At 53.9% G+C, this 21,778-nt stretch carries 18 protein-coding genes; 9 read left to right on the plus strand and 9 right to left on the minus strand.

All coding sequences use genetic code 11. The features are described 5' to 3' along the window. Positions 1-7: 7 nt before the first annotated feature. Positions 8-1,339 carry a DUF349 domain-containing protein gene (locus C5Y44_RS06840; RefSeq protein WP_105324249.1) on the minus strand — a complete coding sequence of 444 codons (1,332 nt, stop codon included), beginning with the start codon at positions 1,337-1,339 and terminating at the stop codon, positions 8-10. 182 nt (positions 1,340-1,521) lie between these two features. Here C5Y44_RS06840 and C5Y44_RS06845 point away from each other — a divergent pair, with 182 nt between their 5' ends. Genes C5Y44_RS06845 through dapF form a run of 3 tightly spaced genes read left to right on the plus strand, consistent with a single transcriptional unit; the run spans position 1,522 to position 3,956 of the window. Next, complete coding sequence (locus C5Y44_RS06845; protein ID WP_199186000.1) at positions 1,522-2,130, plus strand: hypothetical protein; 609 nt, start codon at positions 1,522-1,524, stop codon at positions 2,128-2,130. After that, on the plus strand, positions 2,131-3,054 hold the full coding sequence (miaA, locus tag C5Y44_RS06850) for a tRNA (adenosine(37)-N6)-dimethylallyltransferase MiaA (RefSeq protein ID WP_105324250.1): 924 nt from the start codon (positions 2,131-2,133) through the stop codon (positions 3,052-3,054). It abuts the gene before it with no gap. Between the two features lie 29 nt (positions 3,055-3,083). Beyond that, the gene (dapF, locus tag C5Y44_RS06855) at positions 3,084-3,956 is read left to right on the plus strand and encodes a diaminopimelate epimerase (RefSeq protein ID WP_105324360.1); all 873 of its coding nucleotides are present in this window, start codon (positions 3,084-3,086) and stop codon (positions 3,954-3,956) included. On the opposite strand, the gene C5Y44_RS06860 is transcribed toward dapF, so the two are convergent. After that, positions 3,953-4,501 carry a hypothetical protein gene (locus C5Y44_RS06860; protein ID WP_105324251.1) on the minus strand — a complete coding sequence of 183 codons (549 nt, stop codon included), beginning with the start codon at positions 4,499-4,501 and terminating at the stop codon, positions 3,953-3,955. The two genes, dapF and C5Y44_RS06860, sit on opposite strands and share 4 nt — an antisense overlap. Before the next feature lie 2 nt (positions 4,502-4,503). Beyond that, positions 4,504-5,277 carry a hypothetical protein gene (locus tag C5Y44_RS06865; protein WP_105324252.1) on the minus strand — a complete coding sequence of 258 codons (774 nt, stop codon included), beginning with the start codon at positions 5,275-5,277 and terminating at the stop codon, positions 4,504-4,506. A 104-nt stretch (positions 5,278-5,381) separates the two neighbouring features. On the opposite strand from C5Y44_RS06865, the gene hflX reads away from it, so the two are divergent. The 3 genes from hflX (at position 5,382) to C5Y44_RS06880 (ending at position 8,916) form a co-directional block, all read left to right on the plus strand. Next, on the plus strand, positions 5,382-6,977 hold the full coding sequence (gene hflX / locus C5Y44_RS06870; RefSeq protein ID WP_105324253.1) for a GTPase HflX: 1,596 nt from the start codon (positions 5,382-5,384) through the stop codon (positions 6,975-6,977). An 87-nt stretch (positions 6,978-7,064) separates the two neighbouring features. Beyond that, positions 7,065-8,348 carry a uracil-xanthine permease family protein gene (locus C5Y44_RS06875; protein ID WP_105324254.1) on the plus strand — a complete coding sequence of 428 codons (1,284 nt, stop codon included), beginning with the start codon at positions 7,065-7,067 and terminating at the stop codon, positions 8,346-8,348. A 67-nt stretch (positions 8,349-8,415) separates the two neighbouring features. Beyond that, the gene (locus C5Y44_RS06880) at positions 8,416-8,916 is read left to right on the plus strand and encodes a GyrI-like domain-containing protein (RefSeq protein ID WP_105324255.1); all 501 of its coding nucleotides are present in this window, start codon (positions 8,416-8,418) and stop codon (positions 8,914-8,916) included. A gap of 93 nt (positions 8,917-9,009) precedes the next feature. On the opposite strand, the gene C5Y44_RS06885 is transcribed toward C5Y44_RS06880, so the two are convergent. The 3 genes from C5Y44_RS06885 to C5Y44_RS06895 all read right to left on the minus strand — a co-directional run bounded on the left by C5Y44_RS06885 (position 9,010) and on the right by C5Y44_RS06895 (position 12,494). Then, the gene (locus tag C5Y44_RS06885) at positions 9,010-9,276 is read right to left on the minus strand and encodes an HPr family phosphocarrier protein (RefSeq protein ID WP_066793581.1); all 267 of its coding nucleotides are present in this window, start codon (positions 9,274-9,276) and stop codon (positions 9,010-9,012) included. 113 nt (positions 9,277-9,389) lie between these two features. Beyond that, complete coding sequence (locus C5Y44_RS06890; protein ID WP_105324256.1) at positions 9,390-11,486, minus strand: fructose-specific PTS transporter subunit EIIC; 2,097 nt, start codon at positions 11,484-11,486, stop codon at positions 9,390-9,392. Positions 11,487-11,528: 42 nt separating this feature from the next. Further along, a complete protein-coding gene (locus C5Y44_RS06895) occupies positions 11,529-12,494 on the minus strand; it encodes a 1-phosphofructokinase family hexose kinase (RefSeq protein WP_105324257.1) in 966 nt (321 codons plus the stop codon). A 312-nt stretch (positions 12,495-12,806) separates the two neighbouring features. On the opposite strand from C5Y44_RS06895, the gene ptsP reads away from it, so the two are divergent. Continuing rightward, positions 12,807-14,486: a phosphoenolpyruvate--protein phosphotransferase gene (gene ptsP, locus C5Y44_RS06900; protein WP_105324258.1), complete on the plus strand. Its 1,680-nt coding sequence runs from the start codon at positions 12,807-12,809 to the stop codon at positions 14,484-14,486. A 52-nt stretch (positions 14,487-14,538) separates the two neighbouring features. Here ptsP and C5Y44_RS06905 read toward each other — a convergent pair whose 3' ends face one another. Both C5Y44_RS06905 and lexA read right to left on the minus strand, forming a co-directional pair. Beyond that, positions 14,539-15,333, minus strand: a complete 795-nt coding sequence (locus C5Y44_RS06905; RefSeq protein WP_066793593.1) for a DeoR/GlpR family DNA-binding transcription regulator — start codon at positions 15,331-15,333, stop codon at positions 14,539-14,541. A gap of 423 nt (positions 15,334-15,756) precedes the next feature. Next, a complete protein-coding gene (gene lexA / locus C5Y44_RS06910; protein ID WP_369831076.1) occupies positions 15,757-16,596 on the minus strand; it encodes a transcriptional repressor LexA in 840 nt (279 codons plus the stop codon). A 171-nt stretch (positions 16,597-16,767) separates the two neighbouring features. Here lexA and C5Y44_RS06915 point away from each other — a divergent pair, with 171 nt between their 5' ends. Further along, positions 16,768-17,154 carry a hypothetical protein gene (locus C5Y44_RS06915; protein WP_105324260.1) on the plus strand — a complete coding sequence of 129 codons (387 nt, stop codon included), beginning with the start codon at positions 16,768-16,770 and terminating at the stop codon, positions 17,152-17,154. 146 nt (positions 17,155-17,300) lie between these two features. Beyond that, positions 17,301-17,756, plus strand: a complete 456-nt coding sequence (nrdR, locus tag C5Y44_RS06920; protein WP_066793608.1) for a transcriptional regulator NrdR — start codon at positions 17,301-17,303, stop codon at positions 17,754-17,756. Between the two features lie 16 nt (positions 17,757-17,772). Here the strand turns inward: nrdR and hrpA are convergent, their stop codons facing one another. Then, positions 17,773-21,678 carry an ATP-dependent RNA helicase HrpA gene (gene hrpA, locus C5Y44_RS06925; RefSeq protein ID WP_199186001.1) on the minus strand — a complete coding sequence of 1,302 codons (3,906 nt, stop codon included), beginning with the start codon at positions 21,676-21,678 and terminating at the stop codon, positions 17,773-17,775. Between the last annotated feature and the right edge of the window lie 100 nt (positions 21,679-21,778).

Here is a 21,778-nt window from a genome sequence, read left to right on the forward strand (position 1 = left end):
TTAATCCTTAGCTTTCTACAGCAGCTTCTGCGGTCTTGGCCCATTCGGCCCACTGCGCAGCCTGCTCACGCAACTTCTCAGCCGCTGCGGTCTTACCCTTAGCTTGGGCAGCTTCAGCCTGTGCGTTGAACTCGTCAACTTTTGCTTTGAACTGGTCTACACGTGCCTGGACTTCTGGATCGGTGCGGCGCCAATTGGACTCTTCGGCATCGGCCACGCGCTTTTCCAGAGCCGCAATCTTGTCCTCGTACTGGCGAACCTGGTCGCGCGGAACGAATCCAATTTCTTCCCACTTATCCTGCAACTCACGCAGCTTTGCCTTAGCAGCCTCGACGTTCTTGGCAGGATCGATTTGCGAGTCGTACTCAGCAATAAGAGCGTCTTTGGCTTTCGCATTCTCAGCGAATTCTTGGTCACGCTCATTATTGACGGCATCACGGGCAGCAAAGAAGTGGTCTTGAGCACCACGGAATGCCGCCCATAGCTTGTCATCGACTTCGCGCGGTGCTCTGCCAGCAGCTTTCCATTCCGCCATCAAATCGCGGTAGGCGCGCGCAGTAGCACCCCAATCGGTAGAAGTCTTCAAAGCTTCCGCACGCTCAACCAGCTCTTCCTTCTTCTTACGTGCGGCAGCACGTCCGCGGTCTAGCTCAGCAAAGTGTGCACCCCGGCGACGGTTGAAAGCATCACGTGCACGGGAGTAACGCTTCCACAGACCATCATCGGTCTTACGGTCGATGCCCTTGATCTGCTTCCACTCGTTCAAAATTTCGCGGATGCGGTCACCGGCGACTTTCCACTCGGTGGAGTTTTCGGCGATTTCTTCTGCCTCGGCAGCCAGCTTTTCCTTAGCGGCGATGGCCTCCTCACGGCGACGTGCCTTATCAGCAGCCGCTTGTTCACCAGCTTTGACGGAGTGTTCTTGAATCGCCTCGAGGCGCTGTTCTAATGCAGCGAGATCACCCACGACCGCCGCGGTAGGTACCGTCTGCTTCAATTCAGCAGCCGTATTCTTAATGGCCTCAGCTTCATCAGGATGTGCTTTCAGACGAGCTTCCAAAAGCTCTACTTCGGTCGCGAGGTCATCGTAGCGGGCACCAAAATGCGCTAGGCCTTCTTCGGGGGTACCTGCCTGCCAGCTGCCAACTTCGCGCTCGCCATCAGCTGTGCGGACGAAAACCGTACCTTGTTCATCAACGCGGCCCCACTTGGCAGGATCTGATTTAACTGGGGCATTCATCGTCACCACAGCCGGTTGTGCAGGTGCAGCCTTCGGCTGTGCTCCGGGCCGTGGGCCTGGCTTGGGCATATTGGCAGGGGAGGGGGTAGAAGTAGCCATGAGATGAACTCCGTCCTTAAAGTGAAGGCTGTGCCGCGCGACACGGCTGCCGAGAAATTAACTAAACAGCGCACCGTTTTTAGCAATGCGCACGTATCTTGTTACACAATAGCGCGATATGACCATCATTGTCAGGGTTAAAGACACGAATTTCTAAGTACAGGCTTAGGATGGAATACACAATGAACAATGTGGTCTTTCTCCCCGGCTCGCCAGCTCTAGTTACCGAGCTATCGCCCAGTGATGAACCATCCCAAAGGCTGCTTAATTCAGCTACCCAGCTGCTGGCTCCTTTGATTAAACAGCACAATGGGCCAATCCATGTAGTCTTCTCGCACGACAAGCGCTGGTATACCGCGCATGAGGGAAGTTTTCGGGCGTGGGGAGCGCCCCGGGTCAATGTCGCTAAGGGACATTTTCTAGGTGAGTTGGTAGCACGTTATATTTTGCAGGCTGCGGGCGCTCCTGCAGAAAGTATTACCGAATGCCGGGCAAATATTGGCCACATAGATCCCCTAGCTTTAACCGTCGTGGTTCTCGATGGCAGTGCGGGGTTGACGCAGCGCGCACCACTGGCCTTGCTTGATACCGCAGAGTCGGCTCATCAGTGGTGTTCGCAAGCATTGCAAGGCCAAGCTGGTCCGATGGACGCGAATAAGCTTATCGATGCCGGCGTGATCGAACCAGAGCTGTGGTTGGAATTGGCACAGCTTGCCCCCGAAGAAGCGCAAATAGTTGATAGTGATGCAACCCTTGGGGTTGGCCGCTTTATTGCCGCTTGGAAGGTGTAGATGGTGAAAGATAAAGATTTAAGGCCCATCGTGGTGGTTGGCCCAACTGCATCGGGCAAGTCAGCGCTGTCTTTAGAGCTCGCGCATCACTTCGATGGTGAAATAGTCAACTGTGATTCCATGCAGCTTTACCGTGGCATGGATATTGGTACTGCGAAATTGACCGTCGCTGAGCGCCAAGGCATCCCGCACCATCAACTAGACGTGTGGGATATAACTGAGACCGCCTCAGTCGCGCGCTATCAAGAAGATGCCGTCGGCGATGTTGAAAACATCGCAGCGCGCGGCAAAAGGCCCATCATCGTAGGTGGCTCCATGATGTATGTGCAGTCTTTGGTTGATGCGTGGGCTTTCCCGCCGACGGATGCGGACGTCCGTGCCAAATATGAAGCGCAACTGCACGAGGTCGGGGTAGCTGCGATGCACGCCAAACTTGCAGAGATCGACCCGCAAGCTGCGTCGATTATTGAAGACAATGACCCGCGGCGAACCGTGCGAGCATTGGAGGTCATTGAATTGACCGGCAAACCCTTTCAAGCAAGCCAGCCTCCTAAGGATGCTCCGCCGCGGTGGAATGCACACTTGGTAGGACTGGAAACAAACTCTGATTGGCTGAACCCGCGCATTGAGCTGCGCACGAAATTGATGTTCGAGCAAGGTCTCGTGGAGGAAGTCGAAGCCTTATTAGAAAAGGGCTTGGTACGCGACTCCACTGCTGGCCGAGCGATTGGCTACGCGCAAGTACTCCAAGCCATGGATGGCGAATTAGAGTGGGATGAGGCCCTAGAGCGAACGATCATCGGGACACGGCGCTATGTTCGCCGGCAGCGCTCATGGTTTCACCGCGATAAGAGAATTTCGTGGATTGATGCAGCGCAGCCAACCCTGCCGCAAGTACTGAGTTTGCTTGGGGCTATAGAATAGAAGGCATGTCTAATATTTCCACTGGTTCGCTGCCCTTTGCCAAGGGCCATGGCACTGAAAATGATTTCCTTATCATCAATGACCCGGATGGTGATCTATCGCTTGAGCCATCGCGTGTTGCTGCATTGTGCGATCGTCGAGCGGGCCTTGGGGCCGATGGCCTTTTGCGCGTTGTTCGTGCCCAGGCGCTGGTGGATAATGGAGAGCTAGACAAGCTAGCGGTCGGCATCGACGGTGATGACTGGTTTATGGACTACCGCAACGCGGATGGCTCGATTGCGGAAATGTGTGGCAATGGCACCCGTGTATTCGCGCACTGGGTAATTGCCCAGGGCTTGATTCCAATTCCGCCCGAAGGTCTCGCCGGAGAAGGAATTTCTTTCACCGTGGGCACTCGCGCTGGCGCTAAGCCAGTTGTCGTGCATGCCTTTGATGCCCGCCATGCAGATATCAGCGTTGAAATGGGAGCACCCGAAGTCATGGGGCTTTCTACCGCGAAGATGGCTGGACAGTCCTATGCCGGTTTGGGCGTGGACATGGGCAATCCGCACCTAGCGGCCACCATTCCGGGATTAGATTCTCAAGCACTTGCACAGCTGGACTTCAAGCAGCCGGAGTTTGATTCGGAATTTTTCCCGAATGGATTGAACCTCGAAGTGGTTACTCCACTCGAGAACGGTGAAGTGCACATGCGTGTCTTTGAGCGCGGAGTAGGAGAGACCCGTTCGTGTGGCACGGGTACCGTCGCTGCCGCAGTATCAGCATTAGCTGATGCGGGCGCGGTAACCGGCGAGGTCAAAGTCAACGTACCTGGTGGTCAGGTGCAAGTAGAAGTACGTGAGGATGGCTCTACTTTGCGCGGTCCTTCTGAGATTATCGCAACTGGACTTGCGGCCCTTTAGTCGCGAGAATTTGGATCATATTTCGGCCCGAGCGCCAATGCGGCGCGGCGGGCTGCAAGCCATGACTCTTTGAGGTCAAAGGCACGCTGATCCGTAATCTTTAAAAGCTGCTCAATCTCGCTGGTCTCCATCTTGGGCTTAGCCAACCGAGCATCTAAACGGCGCACAAAACGCTTGGCAGTTGAGAGTTCGTAGTGGAATTTCTCAATTGCTGGTTCTTCGCATTCGGGATCCAGCAACGCTGGTCGATGCAGCGTGCGATCCGCAATAGCTTCTGCCTCTGGGGAATGAGCGAAGTGCTCATATTCCTCGACGACATCTTCAATATCGTCTGCCGATAAAGAAATTGATGACTTCAAGGTCTTTTGCTCAGAAGCATCAGGGCGTGAATAGAGCATAAACAGCGCGAGCGGAAGGATGATGAGGCAGATGATCAGTCCAGTAAAACGCAGCGCGCTGAGCACGACAAAGACCGCAGCCACAATGGCGATGACGCCAAAAATGGTGCGTTGTCGTGCTGAAAATCCTTTAGTGCTCCACTGCATAATTAATGTCCGCCGCAGCCGCCTGAGCCACATGCACAGCCGCCACCCGAGCCGCAGCCACCCGACATAGGGGTCAAAACGCTGGCGGTCATCAAAGCGGTACCTGCAAGTACTGAATCCTTGGCAGGAAGATCCCCGAAGGATTCAGGAAGGCACAGATCGAAGGGGAATGCGCCATCAAGTACAACGTGGATAAAGCGCTTGCCGCTGAGCTGGTTATGACGCCAACCAGATTCCAAAACGCGTGCTGCAAAGCGCGCACCAGGAGTTGGGGCTGCTGCGCCGTTTCCAGAGTTGACGATTTCTGCACCTTCGGATTCAAAGAGTGCTGGAAAGACGCCTTCAGATTCCTCGAATGCAGCGGTTGATTCATAAGACTGCACAGCAAGACCCATCGCAGTAATCCCGACTTGCTGCCACTGTTGCTCTTCAACTTCAGCCAGCAGCGGTCCTTGTGCGAGGTTCGCAGTGATTTCCGCAATCGTGTCACCGGTTGGGGTGATGATGTTCATGTAGCTTAAGACATCGTTGACCATCGACACGTGTGCAAAGGCTTGGGTAATACCTTCAAAGCCGATGTAGGTCGAAAATGGTTCCACAGCAAGGATGTTCAGCTGTGCGCCGGAAGCATCAGCAAACTGAATCAGCTGGCCACCACGGATTTCACCAGTCACGGTGAGCTGGTTGGTGGCGATGGCTGCTTCCACAACGTCTTGCCAGTGTTCGAAATCGAAACCAATCGCAAGCATTTCTGAGTGGGTTTGGGCGGTAGTCATGGATTTGATTCTAGACCCTATAGTGCGTTAGGGAAAATGTGTCAGTGTCTTTTACCTGTGACTTCTAGCCAAGGGTGGTTAGTTCATGCGATACTGGGAGGACAATGACAGATTTTTCAAAACGATTTGATAGTGAAAAAGAACGTGACGAACTTTTGGCACGCGCTTTTTCAGACCATACTCCGCAGCCCTTGCCAGGACATTCGTCTGCAGGTGAGCGCGAAAATGAAGAAGATCTCACTCTCGGCGAGCTCGAGCTGGCCGAAAGAAATGCATTCCGTCGGGTTACCCACCGCACGGAGATTAGACACACAGATGCTGAAGACATCTATGAGGTTGAGTACCGAAAGCTGCGCCTAGAGCGCGTTATCTTGGTCGGCGTGTGGATTGAAGGCACCATCGCTGAAGTAGAAGCAGCTATGGCAGAGCTCGCAGCTCTGACGGAAACTGCCGGCGCCGAGATTGTAGAGATGCTTTATCAAAAGCGCGATAAGCCAGATGCCGGAACCTTTATTGGCTCAGGCAAGGTCAAAGAGCTTAAGAGCATTATTGAAGCAACCGGTGCTGACACTGTGGTTTGTGATGGTGAGCTAACTCCGGGTCAGCTCAACGCCCTAGAACGCGAGCTCAATACCAAGGTTATTGACCGCACCATGCTGGTTCTCGATATCTTTGCCCAGCACGCGAAGTCCAAAGAGGGTAAAGCTCAGGTTTCACTCGCGCAGCTGGAATACCTCTATACACATACCCGTGGTTGGGGCGGCAACCTGTCGCGTCAGGCAGGTGGCCGTGCTGGCTCCAATGGTGGTGTGGGTCTTCGTGGTCCAGGTGAGACCAAGATTGAGACTGATCGTCGCCGTATTCGTACAGAGATGGCGCGTCTGCGTAAAGAATTAAAGGGCATGCAGACCGCGCGTGATGTTAAGCGCGCCAATCGGCAACGCTCTACCATCCCGCAAATTGCGATTGCTGGCTATACCAATGCTGGTAAGTCATCCTTGATCAATGCGTTGACTGGCGCGGGTGTCTTGGTCGAAGATGCGCTTTTTGCGACGTTGGATCCGACAACCCGCAAGGCCGAATTAGGCGATGGCCGTAACGTAGTACTGACAGATACGGTTGGATTTGTCCGCCACCTGCCTACTCAATTGGTGGAAGCGTTTAAATCCACGCTGGAAGAAGTATTCAATGCCGATTTGATGCTGCACGTCGTCGATGGCGCTGACCCTTTCCCACTCAAGCAAATTGAGGCGGTTAATAAGGTCATCTACGAAATCGCTAAGGAAATGGGGGAGACTCCACCGCCAGAAATCATCGTCGTTAACAAAATCGATGCGGCTGATCCTTTGGCGCTGGCGGAGATTCGTCACGTCCTTGACCGCGAAAACGTAGTGTATGTTTCCGCGGCAACTGGTGAGGGCATTAGTGAGCTCACCACGCGTGTTGAACTCTTTTTGAATTCTTTGGATTCGCACGTGCAGTTGTTGGTGCCATTTACGCGTGGTGAAGTTATTGCACGTGTCCATGAGGTAGGCACTGTGCTCGAAGAGTCTTACCGGGCAGAGGGCACCTTTGTTGATGTCCGCTTGCCAGCACAGATAGCGGGTGAGCTCGCAGAATTCATGCTGGATGAAGACCAGGCCCAAGAAATTTTTGATCAGGACCCAGAAGATGAGGGCTCGAAGCGCAGCGCGTCCTAAATTCCTGAAATATTAATGGCTAAAGCATGTAAGTTAGCTTCGCGTTTGGTTAGGTGAAAAGGCGTGCGTGCGACATAATAGGATTTCGTGAGCTCATTAATTGGCTGGAAAATACACGGCGACGGTAAAAAGATTCAACCTGGGGCAGTAGTTGCTCCCGAAGAGCGCCTTAATTGGCCGCGGACCATTGGCATCGGCATGCAGCATGTCATTGCCATGTTTGGTGCCACATTGTTGGTGCCCACCTTAACTGGCTTCCCGGTCAATACCACTTTGCTATTTTCCGGCGTTGGCACCATCTTGTTCTTGCTGATTACTCGCAATCGGCTGCCATCGTATCTCGGATCCTCCTTTGCCTTCATCGCGCCTTTAGCGGCTTCTGAACAGTACGGCATCGGTGCACAGGCCGGATCCATTTTGGTTACTGGCGCGTGTTTGATGGTCATCGGATTCATCGTCAAAATGGCCGGCCGCAAGGTCGTCGATGCCGTCATGCCACCTGCTGTCACCGGCGCTATCGTGGCTTTAATCGGGCTAAACCTTGCGCCAACGGCCGCTTCGAATTTCCAAACCCAGCCTGTGGTTGCAGCGGTAACCTTGCTCGCTATTGTGCTGTGCACCATTGCTGGCCGCGGCATGATCTCGCGCTTGGGCATTCTCATTGGCGTCATCATCGGCTGGATTTTTGCGGCAGTGACCGGCAATCTCAGCGAAGGTGCGGCCGAAGCAATCGCTGATGCCGCATGGATTGGTTTGCCTGATTTCCACACTCCAGAGTTTAATTTCTCTGCAATCGCAGTAGCTTTGCCAGTCCTGGTGGTGCTTATCGCGGAAAATGTTGGCCACGTCAAAGCTGTTAGTGAGATGACCAAGCATGACTTAGATGACTTGGCTGGCGACGCCTTGGTAGCTGACGGCTTGGCCACGACCTTGGCTGGTGGCATGGGTGGTTCGGCAACGACGACTTATGCGGAAAATATCGGCGTTATGGCAGCAACGCGCGTGTACTCCACCGCGGCGTACTGGGTTGCAGCTGCAACCGCTATTGCATTGGCGTTTATCCCGAAGTTCGGCGCGCTGATTTTCACCATTCCTTCCGGTGTTCTCGGTGGCGCGACGCTGGTGCTCTACGGGCTCATCGGCATGCTGGGTATTCGCATTTGGATGGATAATCGTGTCAATTTCAACAACCCTGTGAACTTGGCTTGCGCGGCCATCGCCTTGGTGGCCGGTATCGGTAACTTGACGCTCACGGTCTTCGGCATCACCTTGGAAGGTATCGCCTGGGGTTCGGTAGGCATTATCATCGCCTACCCAATTCTGAAGCAGCTATATGAAACCCTTGGTGAAGGCCAGCAGGCAAAGTACTAAGTACAACAGGTGGTAGCATTGAGAGCTACGTCATACTTTCCAGGCGTAGCCTTAAGGAGTGCCCGCCATGAAGTTCGACCTTGTTGCTGTCCCCAGCCATACTATTTTCTGTATCCGCACTACGGTTCCATTGACCAAGATTGCACCGTTTCTCCAACCCAGTTATGAGCGTTTGGAAGCAGTTCTCGAAGACCTCAACGTAGAATCTCTCGCAGGACGTGCCTACACGTATGCGATTTCTCCAGATGATATAGATATCGCCGCAGCACTAGTCATCGCAGAAAAAGACCTTGAGACCGTGCGTGAGGCCATTGAAAAGGCACAGCACGATAACCCCGACGGCAGTGCCGATGACCTGGAGCTAGTCACCTTTGGGGAAGGTCCTGCAGCACGCGCTACCCACCACGGCAACTACAACACGCTGGGTAATTCTTGGGATGAGTTTTCTCAAGAGCTCGCTAGCCAAAGTATAAAAGTTGCAGCACCTGCTTTTGAAGTTTATGTCGACCGCGGTGGCGAAGATAGTTCTTCAGCAGTGACCGACTTGTATTGGTATCTCGAACGCTAATCCATGCTTACTAAGCCATGATCACTTAAAGGGCTGTGGAATCTTCCGAGAGGAAGGTCCACAGCCCTTTAGGCTTTTTAGAAGCCTGAGCGCTTAAGCATCCAGGTCTTGTTCAATCAACGCTGCAATCTTTTCTACAGCTTCTGCGTTCTCAGAGGTAACGGTGACCTCGTCGCCTTGTTCAGCGCCGAGTGCCATGATCATCAAAGAAGATGCCGCATCAGTTTCATCGTCGTCTTCTTCGCCAACCAGAGCCAGGAAGATATCTTCATCAAACTCTGCTGCTGCATCAGCGATGATGGATGCTGGTCGAGCATGCAGCCCGACGGAGGAGCCGACCTTTACAGTCTTAGACGCCATGATAAATAAATCCTTTCAAAGATTAAAAGTACTCACACCAGTTTAAAGTCGAATCCGAAACTTAGCCACGATAGGTTCTACTTTCGTGCGAAGTCCCCGGAGCTTATCAGCATTTAAGCAGCTGCGAGGGCTGATTTTTCTCGCGCATCTTTTGCTGCTGCTTCCTGAATGGTTTTATTTGGCCAAAATTGCTTCAAAGCGATGACGGCGACAGCCGCAACCAAAGTACCGACCAGGATGGCAACGATGTAGCCCCAGATAGGCTCGATAGCAAAGAGCACGAAGATACCACCGTGCGGAGCACGTGAGCCCACACCGAGTGCCATAATGAGCGCACCGGTAGTTGCACCGCCCGCCATCATCGCTGGAATGACGCGGAATGGGTCAGCGGCGGCGAATGGAATCGCGCCCTCGGAGACGAAGGCCAGACCCATCAACCAGGAAGACTTGCCGTTTTCTTGCTCCGCGGGGGTAAAGAGGTTCTTGCGCACGATGGTTGCAATCGACAACGCAATTGGTGGAACCATACCGGAGGCCATGACCGCTGCCATGATTTCCAGGGATGCTTGATCACCGGTGGAAAGCCCTGCGGTACCAAAGAGGTAAGCAGCCTTATTAATGGGGCCACCCAGGTCAGAACACATCATTAGGCCCAGCACGATGCCCAGCACCACGGCGGAAGAACCAGACATGCCACCAAGCATGTTTTGCAGGCCAGTCATCAACGCTTCCAGCGGTGCGCCGAGCACGAAGTACATCGCGAGACCAACCACCAGGGTGGTCAACAGCGGAATGAGCATCACCGGCATCAAGGAATTCATCCAGCGTGGCACCTTCCAGGAGCCGATCCACATTGCGATAAGACCAGCGAGCAAACCAGTGACCAGACCACCGATGAAGCCAGCCCCGACGGTGACGGCGATTGCGCCGCCAGCAAAGCCCGGCGCGATACCAGGGCGGCCAGCCAAAGCGTAGGCAATATAGCCAGATAGGGCGGAGACGATAAAGCCCATGGCGGCTTGGCCGGTGGCAAAGAGCACCGCACCGATATACAGCAGGAGACCAGAGCGTTCAAAGCTGAGGAGCTCACCGTCGACATCGACCTCATGGCCTGGCAGGTTGGTCAGTGAGTACTGGGTAGAGATGGCCTGCCAGCCATTGGCCATATCGGCGCCGCCGAATAAAAAGCCCAGTGCTAGCAGCAAACCGCCGGCGGCCACGAAGGGCACCATGTAGGACACACCGGTCATCACGGCCTGCTGGATGCGTTTGCCCCAGCCGAGCTGGCCAGCAGCATCTTCCGTGCCCGAAGCGCTTGCTGCGCTGCCGCTAACCTTGTGCGCATTAGGGTTGTGCGCCGCAGCAACGGCTTCGTTCAGCATGACATCAGGTTCGTTGATGGCGCGTTTTACACCGGATTCGATGACGGGTTTGCCCGCAAAGCGCTCGCGGTCGCGTACTCCCACATCGGTGGCGAAGATGACGGCATCAGCGGCGTCGATGACCGATTGTGCAACCGGGGTGTTGTTGGATGAGCCTTGGGTTTCTACCGTGAGCTTGATGTCATCGCGCTTTTCTGCGGTTTGGCTCAAGGCATCGGCAGCCATGTAGGTGTGCGCAATACCGGTGGGGCAGGCGGTGACAGCAACAATGTTCAAAGCTTTCGCAGTGCTTGTCGATGCTTCGCTTGTCGATGCCTCTTTCGTCGACGCCCCCTCTGTTGCAACTGAGGTTGCACCGGCCGGTGCTTTCTTTTCGGCGTTGACGACATCGCTGACTAATGCGACGATTTCTTCTTCTGAGCTTGCAGTACGAAGTGCGTCGAGGAAATCCTGGCGCACCAGTGCGCGCGCAAGCTTGGAAAGAATCTTCAGGTGCGCTTTGCCGCCGCCTTCTGGGGCAGCGATCAGAAATACCAACTCGGCATCGCCATCAGGACCTGCGAAATCCACCGCTTGAGAAAGTCGAGCAAAAGCCAAAGTTGGCTCGCTTACTGCTGCTGAACGGCAGTGCGGGATTGCTACCTTGCCAGGAACGCCGGTGCCAGCTTGGGATTCACGCTCAATTGCGGGACGCGCTAATTCTTCGACGTTACTGGCGCGACCAGCGTCGTGAACTAACGTGGCTAGTTGGGTAATTACTGATTCAACTGAGGTGCCTAAGTTTGCGTCTAAGGCGACTAAGTCAGTTCTAATAATATCGGATGCCATGACAGGACTCTCCTTGATTTAAGAAGGGGAAAAAGGGGCGATTTAATTCAGTTGACGCACATTAGTCTCGGCTAAGTTCAGCATATCCGGAGTCGGAATGGTGGTGCCTGGCAAGGATGTTGCCGCAGAGCCATAAGCAACGGAGTAACGCAGCGATTCAGCAAGATCATTACCTGCTTCTTGGGCGAGTAAGAACCCGGCTAAAGAACTATCGCCAGCGCCGACGGTGGAAACAACTTCAATCGGTGGTGGGCTAGCGATCCAGGCCCCGGACTCGGTAACCAGCAAGGCACCGGCTGCACCGAGAGTCACCAGCACATAGCCCACGCCCTGGGCGTTGACCTTGCGGGCAGCTGCGATAACTCCGGAATAGTCGCCACCTTCTGCAGCCGCTTCCAAAGCCAGGCCATCTTCGCCGACCAATTGGCCAAGCTCCAGCCCGTTGGGCTTGATGAGATCGGGAGCTGCTGTCGACAGGTTCTTCGCAATTTCCTCCATGGGCTTATCAGAGGTATCGAGCGCAATCTTGACCTGTGGTGCAGATTTCCGCAGGGCGTTTATGGCCGTGCCATAGAAATCAACGGGTACTTCATTGGGCAAAGAACCCGCCATCACCACCCACGAAGCGTTGGCGGCAGCGTGGCAGGTGGCATCGATAAGCTGGCTTTGAGCCTTGCTATCTACCGCTGGTCCCTTGCCGTTGAGCTTGGTGGTACGTCCAGAGGTTTCCGTCACTGTGGTGTTGGTGCGGATATTCTCGGCAATGTCAACGGTTGAGATATCGACATTGATGTCATTGACCAAAGAAATGAAAGGATCATTTTCCGCAGCGGGGATGACAGCGACAGCGGATTTTCCCGCCAAAGTCACAGCGTGTGCGACATTGATGCCCTTTCCGCCTGCGGCATTGGTCATACTGGAAGCACGGTGCACCGTGCCTGGGGTCAGTGGGGAATCCAAAGCGATCGTCGCATCGATGCTCGGATTTGGAGTCAGGGTCACAATCATAAGGCGCGGGGTTCTCCAAAAGTTAGCTATATTGGGTGCAAAGCCATGGACAAAAGCCAAAAAAGCTTGAGTTTCCGAATATATGGCGAATACTTGGGATAATACTCGAGAAAATACTCAATAATGTTGATTGTTGCCCGAATGTGTCCGGTTGTCAATGATATTGTGTGGTTAGTTTGTGGGATACACCATTAAAACCCACATATTTAACTTCACATCTCTAATCCGCATCACCTGTTCGCATTGCACACTCATGCGCCGTAAGCGCACCATGTGTGCAGGGCGCACAAAGACAAGGGAGAAGAACACACCATGTCAAAGTCCATTAACGGTACTGGCGTTGTTGCCGGCGTTGCCTATGCTCCGGCTGTGTGGGTACGTCCACGACCGGAATTACCTCAACCTGGCGCTTCAATTGCTGAAGAGGCACGGGACAGCGAATTCGAGCGCTTCAAACAAGCCGCCGAAGTCGTCGCCGACCGGCTGACCACGCGTGCGGAAGATGCTGATGGCCACGCTAAAGAAGTGCTCATCGCTACCGCGGGAATGGCCAAAGACCGCGGCTGGCACAAGGCAGTAAAGAAAAATATTGCCGGTGGACACAACGCTGAATACGCAGTGGTCGGTGCAACCGATAAATTCGTTGCCATGTTTGAAGCCGCCGGTGGCGTCATGGCAGAGCGCACCACCGACTTGCGCGATGTGCGCGACCGCGTGATTGCGCAACTCCGTGGCGAAGATGAACCCGGCTTGCCGCATATTGAGGGCGAGGCCGTCCTTTTTGCCGATGACCTAGCCCCAGCCGATACCGCTACTTTGGACACCAACCACGTCAAAGCCCTGGTGACCGAACTAGGTGGTCCAACCAGCCACACGGCAATCATTGCCCGCCAGCTGGATATTCCATGCATCGTTGCCGTGGGCAAATCACTGCGCGACATCGAATCATCCACCGTCGTCTTTATCGATGGCGCGGTGGGAACCGTGACCACGGATGCCGATGAAGCAGAAGCACACAAGGCCGTCGCCGACTACAAAGAGCGCGCGGAAAAGGTAGCGCAGTGGACAGGTCCTGCTCAAACCAAAGACGGGCATGCAATCCAAGTACTTGCCAATGTGGCCGATGGCAACGCTGCACGTCTGGCAGCGCAGTCCCAAGCAGAAGGCATTGGCCTCTACCGCACCGAACTATCCTTCCTGTCTGCCAATAGTGAGCCTTCAGTCGATGAGCAGGCCAAGATTTACGGCAAGGTCTTTGATGCTTTCCCAGATTCCAAGGTGGTAGTTCGCACCCTTGATGCTGGTTCGGATAAGCCAATTTCTTATGCGACTTTAGACGATGAAGAAAACCCCGCCCTCGGTGTGCGCGGCTTGCGTATCGCGCGGGATAACGAATCACTGCTTACCCGCCAGCTGGATGCCATTGCCCAAGCAGCAGTACAGCGCAATGAAAAGGCTCAAACCTGGGTCATGGCTCCGATGGTCGCGACCTCGACAGAAGCACAATGGTTTGCTGAACTATGCCGCGAACGTGGTCTGGTGCCTGGCGCGATGGTGGAAGTACCGGCTGCAGCCTTGATGGCCGATACCATCATGCCGCACCTAGATTTTGTCTCCATTGGTACCAATGACCTAACCCAGTACACGATGGCGGCTGACCGACTGTCGCCACAGCTGGCCTATCTCACTGACCCATGGCAGCCAGCAGTGTTGCGTTTGATCCAGCACACCTGCATCGGCGGCGCGGATAACAACGTGCCAGTCGGAGTGTGTGGTGAAGCAGCAGCCGATCCTATTTTGGCCTGCGTGCTTGTGGGCCTAGGCGTGAACTCGCTATCGGCAGCATCCACCGCCATTGCGGGAGTGGGCGCACAACTGGCTGAAGTAACTCTTGAACAGTGCCAGGAAATGGCTGAAGCTGCCATCAAGGCCCCCGGCGCACCAGAGGCGCGCGAAGCTGTTCGCGCGTTGTTAGACGGCTACGCCTCTTAAAGTGAGATAAAGCCGGCAGGCATCGGGGGAGCCTGCCGGCTTAGAAGTTGGCCTAGCTACGGGCTAGGTCGTCTACGACAACAACGTCGATCTCGCGATCCCGTAGTGAATTTAGAAAGATTTCTGAGGCACCGCTATCAGTGATGACAACATCAATCTCTGACAAGGAAGCGAAACTGACGAGGTAATCAGTTCCTAACTTGGAAGAGTCACACAGCACCACGACCTTGTGTGCATTGGTGACAAAAGCTGATTTAATCGCGGCCTCTTGCGCATCGGCAGTGGACAAACCGTGATCGAGCGTCAAAGCATTGGTGCCGATAAAAGCCACATCAGCACGCAGCAAAGCCATGGTGCGCAGCGCAGTATCACCGACGACAGCCTGCGTTATGGCGCGAACCGTACCTCCGAGCAACTGCACATATTGCACCCCGTTATTGGCCAAAGACAAGGCGATGGGCAGGCTATTAGAGACAATGGATAGCTGGTGTGCTGCCGGGGTTTGGCCAATGAGGTCAGCTACGGCGCTGGTGGTAGTACCCGCATCTAAGAAGATGCTGCCGGTGCCCTGCGGTAAAAACTCCATCGCTGCGCGGGCAATCGCCATTTTGGCAGTAGTCGCCGAACGCAGCCGGGAATCAAGAGTCAGCTCCGAGGTCTGGAAGGACTGGGAGGCAACAGCGCCGCCATGGACGCGATGCACAACGCCCTCACGGTCCAGCACAGCTAAATCACGACGAATAGTCTCTGCCGTGACGTCGAAGCGCTCGGACAACTCGGTGACGTTGACGCGGCCTTCAACTGCAGTCATTGAAGCAATCTGTCGGCGTCGCTCCTCAGCGTACATTTAGCATCCCTTCCCGCATTTGGGCGAAAGTCAATTGAAAACTAGGTCACATCGCGCCGTATTGGTATTAAACCCACGTCATGTCTACTCGGTTGGGGTGTAAGAGAGTAAGGCAAAAGGAAATGTGGATTCTTGTCCTAATTGGGGCAGTGTTGCCTCCAGAATGCCATGAAATTCAGAACTAAACACAGATCGCGCACTGTCACCATGTCGCTCATTAGGGCGATATCCAGTACAGACACCGACATTCTTAACGGTCAGCGCACTAACAGTCGACAAAGCAATGTGGGATTGTCTGTGAATGAGAGCAAAAGCAAACTACCCATTCGGGGGGAGTGTGACATGTCTATCCCACATTTGCCGGCAATAAAAAAGACCGTATCCCCACTTTCGTGGAAATACGGTCAAAGATTTGCCAAAAAGCTAGATTTTGCGGATGACGGAGACGACCTTGCCCATAATCTTGGCATCATCACCTGGAATGGGTGCAAAAGCCTCATTGTGTGGAAGCAGCCACACACCGCTGGAATCCTGGTGGAATTCCTTCACGGTGGCTTCTTCGTTGTCTAGCAAAGCTGCAACAAAGTCACCAGATTCAGCTGTTGGCTGGGAGCGGATAATGACCCAGTCGCCGTCCAGAATTGCTGCATCCTTCATGGATTCACCAACTACCTTAAGCATGTAGAGCTCACCCTTGCCCACGATGTCATCAGGCAGTGGGTAGTACGCGTCAACATTTTCTTCCGCGGTAATAGGTGCGCCGGCTGCAATGCGTCCAACCACAGGAATGTAGCTCACGCTGGATGCGGTCTCAGGCAAAGTGTCTTCAACTACCGGCTCTGCAGCAGTCTTGCGGCCTGGCTTGGATTCATCATCCATAGCAAATTGGCGAAGATCGACAGCGCGAGGCTTATTGGGGTCACGGCGCAAGAAGCCCTTTTGTTCGAGCTGATTGAGTTGGTAGGCGACCGAAGAAGTTGACTGCAGTCCAACCGCATCCCCGATTTCGCGAATGCTTGGTGGATAGCCGCGCAGTACGACCGCGTCTTTGATGACTTCGAGAATTCGACGTTGGCGTGGTGAAAGTTCGGAAATGTCGGGCCGGGGAGTAATACCTCGGGGTTTAGCCATTTTAGCTCCTTGGATATCTAAGCCGGTATCCAAAATCTTGGGTACTGGGCGGCTTAGCTCGAATGAACTTAGAACAGTGACTGCGAGATTTTGGTAGACGGTGAAACTTGCCTGTTTTAATCGATACTCCATTTGTATCATGTTTTGCACCCATGTTCGACTATTTCGCGCCCGGTGTGGACAAAGTTTCGAAATCCTGTTATAAATCGAACATAGATAAATAATCGAACAGTTGCGCGAATGGACATCTGGAGTGTCTAGGAAGTTAGATAGTGTCTCTTGCGTAACCGAAAGGATAACATCATGGCTATTGCTCTTAATCGCGGAAATGCTCATTCAACTCGTTCTTCCTTGAAGTCAATCGCACGTGCCGGCCAGGCTCCTGCTGCATCTGTGTGGGAGCCTGCAGTGCGCGAACCTCGCGTCAACCGAGTCCGAACTCTCGACTCGGTTGCTAGAACACCACAACGAAACACTTTCGAACAGGCCCGTTCTTTCGAGTCTGTTGAAGCTCCTGAATCTATGGGTCGCTGGGAAAGCGTTCGAAGCAACCTTGCTCTCGGTGCTGTGTTCGGTGCGGCAGTATTTTCTAGCATTTTATTTGCTGGCTTTAATACCTCAGATGAGCCAGTAGCCCCTGCGCCAACTGTTAGCTCTTCGTCTTTTTCCCACAGCGTGCAAACTCGCTAAAAGCTTTCCTACAGCCGGGTCGCATCTCATCCTGATAGACCATTTGGGTAGTCCGTAGTGGATTCGGGCAGGGCAGTACACTAGTTCTAGTATTAAAACCCCTCGCACGGTTAGTACGTGTTGGGAATTCTACGTAAGGACGCTTGGTGTACTGCCCATTTTGTCATCATGAACAATCCCGTGTCATTGACTCTCGTGTCATCGATGCCGGCTCATCAATCCGCCGGCGCCGTGAATGCGCATCATGTCGCGGTCGATTTACCACCATTGAAAAAGCCATCCTTCTAGTGGTTAAACGCAATGGCTTAGCAGAGCCTTTTAGCAGCGATAAACTTATTCGCGGTGTGCGCCGAGCATGCCAGGGTCGCGATGTTAGCGATGATGCGCTCAAGCGCTTGGCGCAAGAAGTAGAAGAGCGTGTACGCAGTCATGGCAGTTCCCAGGTCAATGCCAACGACATTGGTTTGGCGATCTTGGATCCACTGCGGGACCTCGATGAGGTTGCTTACCTGCGCTTTGCGTCTGTGTATAAATCTTTCGACAGCGCGGATGATTTCGAATCTGAGATTCGACTCATGCGCCGGCGTGAGCGCGACGTCTAAGCCGAATCGGGATTTCTTAGAGTTTGTCTACAGCCTTTTGAATCCGCCGCAGGGATACGGCATGCGCAGTGCCAAGGCGCTGCGCAAAAAGGGAGACACGTAGCTCTTGTATCATCCACCGAATAGCTTTGATCTCGCGTGAGCGGGCTCGACCAGCTGGCAGATTACGCAGCTTATTGTCCAAGTAGGCCTTAGCATTGTCGATCTCTGCCTGACGGTCAGCATCCTTGTCTGGGTCATGGCCCATTTCTTCCAAGCGGATGAGCATCGCCTGCAAATAGCGGGGGAGATGCCGCAAGTGCTCAATGCCGTGAATGGTCACTGCATGCTTCGGCAGTAGAAATTCCATTTGCTTGACCATGTCATCAATTGCAGGCCCAGTCCACTTCTTCAGCTCATCGGCTACGCGTGAGTATTGCACCATCGCAGGAGCTAAGGCAACGATGGATTGCCGTACACGACCAGGCACCTGTGGCTTAACCTTTTCTTTTAGAGCCTTGAACTCCTCAGGAGAGCGAACCGGACCGCCGGCGTCCATCATGACATCGCGGATTGCGGCAACGCGCGCATCATTGACCAATTCCTCAGCGCCATAGTTATCAATGGCCACACGCTGCTGTAGAGGCAAACCCTTGATCATCTGTGTTGTGTTGACGGTGATTTCACGCATGAGCAAAGTCAGCGTGGTTGTTATCATCGCAGAGTCAGCTGCGGCTTTCGTCGCGTGGACTTTTATAGCAATTCCATCTGGTGTGGCCACTAGTGCTGGGTATGCGACAACCTCGTGGCCATCGACCACGGTGGCGACTTCTTCGTCCACGCTGCCTAGAGTCTCTTCCGTCCATTCATTAACAGCAGCAGACTCTTGTGCACGTCCGAGCTGCGATACTGAAGAACTAATGGATCCTGCTTGGCGCTTGACCAGCTGAGCTAAGTCCCTATCCGAGTCAATAACCTTGCCCTTTTTGTCCACCGCAGCGAAGTTGAACTTCAAGTGTGCGGGCAAAGCCTCCGGACGGAAGTCGGAAGCAGAGATCCCCGAACCGCCTAAATCACGCAAGACATCAGCTAATTGCTGCACCAAGCGTCCTTGATAAGGGATCAACTTATCCAAGGCCCGGCGCGCAAATTCTGGTACGGGGACCACGGAGCGGCGCAAAGCCTTCGGCAATGTGCGCATCAACTCTGTGACAAGTTCTTCTCGCAAGCCCGGCACGAGCCAATCGAAGCCCTCTTTGTCTAAGCCCGCTAATAGTGGAACAGGCACCATTAAGGTGACACCGTCCATGGCATCGCCTGGTTCGAAGCGATAGGTCAATTCCAAGTCAATGGAGCCTTGCTTCCAATGATCAGGAAAGGCATCCTCGGTAACTGCAGAATCGTCGTTGAGTAGTTCTTCGGGGTCAAAGTCTAAGAGCGTGGGATTTTTGTGGCGTTCCTTCTTCCACCATGAGTCGAAGTAGCGCCCAGTTGTAATCTTGGCCGGCAGGCGCTTGTCGTAGAACTCAAAGAGCGTATCTTCGTCGACAACAATGCCGCGACGGCGTGCTTTTTCCTCATACTGGCTTGCATCCTCAAGCTTTTTGACGTTGTCGTGGAAGAAGTGGTGGTGGGTATTCCAGTTGCCACCAATCAGTGCCTCTCGAATAAACATATCGCGAGCAGCCACCGGATCGATGCGGTGATACGGCACAATGCGGTCGGCCACGACTGTGACGCCGTAGAGCGTAGAGCGCTGCGTTGCCATGGCGGCTGCACGCTTAGTGGACCACGTTGGTTCGGAATAGTTGTGGCGCAGGAGATTCCCAGCCAAAGACTCCACCCATGCCGGGTCAATCTTGGCAACATCGCGTGCCCAAAGACGTGAAGTCTCCACGAGCTCTGCAGCCATAATGAACTCTGGTGGTTTCTTAGCCAGAGCCGAGCCAGGGAAGATTAAGAATTTTGTATTGCGTGCGCCATAGAATTCCTTGGAATTGCCATCGCGGGCACCGATATTAGACAACAGACCCGAAAGCAGGGACTGGTGGATGTGGTCATCACGGCGATTGGTCTCTGTAGCAGTCCAACCCATCTGCTTGGTAACTCCTTGCAGCTGGCGCACCAAGTCGAACCATTCACGAATGCGCATGTAGTGCAAAAATTCCTTCTTCATACGCTTGCGGAAGGCATTGCCCGACATTTCATCGCGGGAATCCTGGATGTAATCCCACAGCTTAAGCATGGACAGGAAATCAGAGGTTTTATCTTTAAAGCGTGCGTGCGCCTGATCCGCTTGTGTCTGGAATTCAAGGGGACGCTCGCGCACATCCTGGATGGTCATGGCAGCGACGATCACCATGACATCGTTAAGCACTCCCAGCTTGTGGGCTTCGACCAGCATGCGTGCCATGCGCGGATCAACCGGGATGCGTGCCAGGTCTTTGCCGACGGTGGTCAGCTTCGGCAGCCCATCCTGCTCTTCGTCTTCTAAAGCAGAGAGCTCGTGCAAAACCATCAGGCCATCACGAATAGCTTTGGGCTCAGGGGGTTGGACAAAAGGGAATTTCTCGATTGCGCCCAAACGCAGCGAGACCATCTGCAAGATGACGCTCGCAAGGTTGGTACGCAAGATCTCTGGATCAGTAAATTCCGGACGCGATGAGAAGTCTTCTTCAGAATAAAGGCGAATGGCGATGCCGTCGGCGACACGTCCACAACGTCCCGAGCGCTGGTTGGCTGAGGCTTGTGAAATCGGTTCAATGGGCAGGCGTTGAACCTTCGTGCGCGTGGAATAGCGGGAGATACGCGCGGTGCCAGTGTCCACAACATAGTGAATGCCGGGGACCGTCAAGGAAGTTTCGGCGATATTGGTTGCTAGGACAATGCGGCGGGAGGAATGCGGGCTAAAAACGCGGTGCTGTTCTTGGTTAGACAAGCGCCCATATAAGGGAGTGACTTCCACCCCGCGCCAGTGGCGTGCCTCAATAGCCTCCATGGCATCGCGGATATCACGCTCTCCCGGGAAGAAGCAGAGGATATCTCCACTGCCTTCTTTCATAAGCTCAGCGATAGCCTCACACAATCCATCGAGCGGGTCTTGATCGACTAACTTGCCCTCACGCTCAAACTGCAACGGGCGATAGCGAATCTCGACGGGGTAGGTACGACCCGATACCTCAATAATTGGAGCTGGCGTGCCTTCTTGATCTGCAAAATGCTCAGCAAAGCGCTCTGGGTCAATGGTCGCAGAGGTAATGATGACTTTCAGGTCTGGCCGGCGCGGCAAAAGCCGCTTGAGGTAGCCCAATAGAAAGTCGATATTCAAAGAACGCTCATGTGCTTCATCGATGATGATGGTGTCATAGGCATTCAGGAAACGATCCCTTTGCATCTCCGCCAACAAGATACCGTCGGTCATCAGCTTCACAGCAGTGGTATTTGTTACTCGGTCATCAAAACGAATCGCATAACCGACCGAATCGCCCAAATCTTGCCCCAGCTCATCAGCGATACGCTCAGCGACGGTGCGTGCAGCCAATCGACGAGGTTGTGTGTGCCCGATTAAGCCGCGACGTCCGCGACCGAGCTCTAAACAAATCTTCGGGATCTGCGTAGTTTTACCCGAACCGGTTTCACCAGCGATGATTACCACTTGGTTTTTAGCAATCGCTTCTGCAATGTCATCCTTGCGGGCACTAACCGGCAAAGCTTCGGGATATTCGATGGGTGGCACGTGGGCATCGATAAGCTCAACGCGTCCGACCGCTTTATCGATATCTGCGCCAATAGCTGCAAGTGCCTGGGGAGCACGTGCTTTGCTTAAGCGACGGCGAAAAGAGCGCTCATCCGTCAAAGGGACGTGCGCTAAACGCTCATACAACTGGTTACGGGTTGGAGCGTTGGAAGATTCAGGGGAATTATCGCTTCGTGAGTTACTCATGGCTAGTGGGAAATGATACCCGCAATTAGATTCTTTCCCCACTTGCTAAAAGCGCAGGGGAGCGTTCGAGAAAGTTCCGTGTATGAAACAATTAAAAATA

The sequence above is a fragment of the Corynebacterium sp. J010B-136 genome (assembly GCF_002967075.1).
Lineage (GTDB): Bacteria > Actinomycetota > Actinomycetes > Mycobacteriales > Mycobacteriaceae > Corynebacterium.

Coding starts and splice junctions, on each gene's coding strand:
- miaA (WP_105324250.1), top strand. CDS start 2,131: ATGGTGAAAGATAAAGATTTAAGGCCCATCGTGGTGGTTGGCCCAACT.
- C5Y44_RS06860 (WP_105324251.1), bottom strand. CDS start 4,501: ATGCAGTGGAGCACTAAAGGATTTTCAGCACGACAACGCACCATTTTT.
- C5Y44_RS06880 (WP_105324255.1), top strand. CDS start 8,416: ATGAAGTTCGACCTTGTTGCTGTCCCCAGCCATACTATTTTCTGTATC.
- C5Y44_RS06905 (WP_066793593.1), bottom strand. CDS start 15,333: ATGTACGCTGAGGAGCGACGCCGACAGATTGCTTCAATGACTGCAGTT.
- C5Y44_RS06885 (WP_066793581.1), bottom strand. CDS start 9,276: ATGGCGTCTAAGACTGTAAAGGTCGGCTCCTCCGTCGGGCTGCATGCT.
- C5Y44_RS06865 (WP_105324252.1), bottom strand. CDS start 5,277: ATGACTACCGCCCAAACCCACTCAGAAATGCTTGCGATTGGTTTCGAT.
- C5Y44_RS06890 (WP_105324256.1), bottom strand. CDS start 11,486: ATGGCATCCGATATTATTAGAACTGACTTAGTCGCCTTAGACGCAAAC.
- hflX (WP_105324253.1), top strand. CDS start 5,382: ATGACAGATTTTTCAAAACGATTTGATAGTGAAAAAGAACGTGACGAA.
- C5Y44_RS06895 (WP_105324257.1), bottom strand. CDS start 12,494: ATGATTGTGACCCTGACTCCAAATCCGAGCATCGATGCGACGATCGCT.
- C5Y44_RS06915 (WP_105324260.1), top strand. CDS start 16,768: ATGGCTATTGCTCTTAATCGCGGAAATGCTCATTCAACTCGTTCTTCC.
- lexA (WP_369831076.1), bottom strand. CDS start 16,596: ATGGAGTATCGATTAAAACAGGCAAGTTTCACCGTCTACCAAAATCTC.
- C5Y44_RS06845 (WP_199186000.1), top strand. CDS start 1,522: ATGAACAATGTGGTCTTTCTCCCCGGCTCGCCAGCTCTAGTTACCGAG.
- ptsP (WP_105324258.1), top strand. CDS start 12,807: ATGTCAAAGTCCATTAACGGTACTGGCGTTGTTGCCGGCGTTGCCTAT.
- C5Y44_RS06840 (WP_105324249.1), bottom strand. CDS start 1,339: ATGGCTACTTCTACCCCCTCCCCTGCCAATATGCCCAAGCCAGGCCCA.
- hrpA (WP_199186001.1), bottom strand. CDS start 21,678: ATGAGTAACTCACGAAGCGATAATTCCCCTGAATCTTCCAACGCTCCA.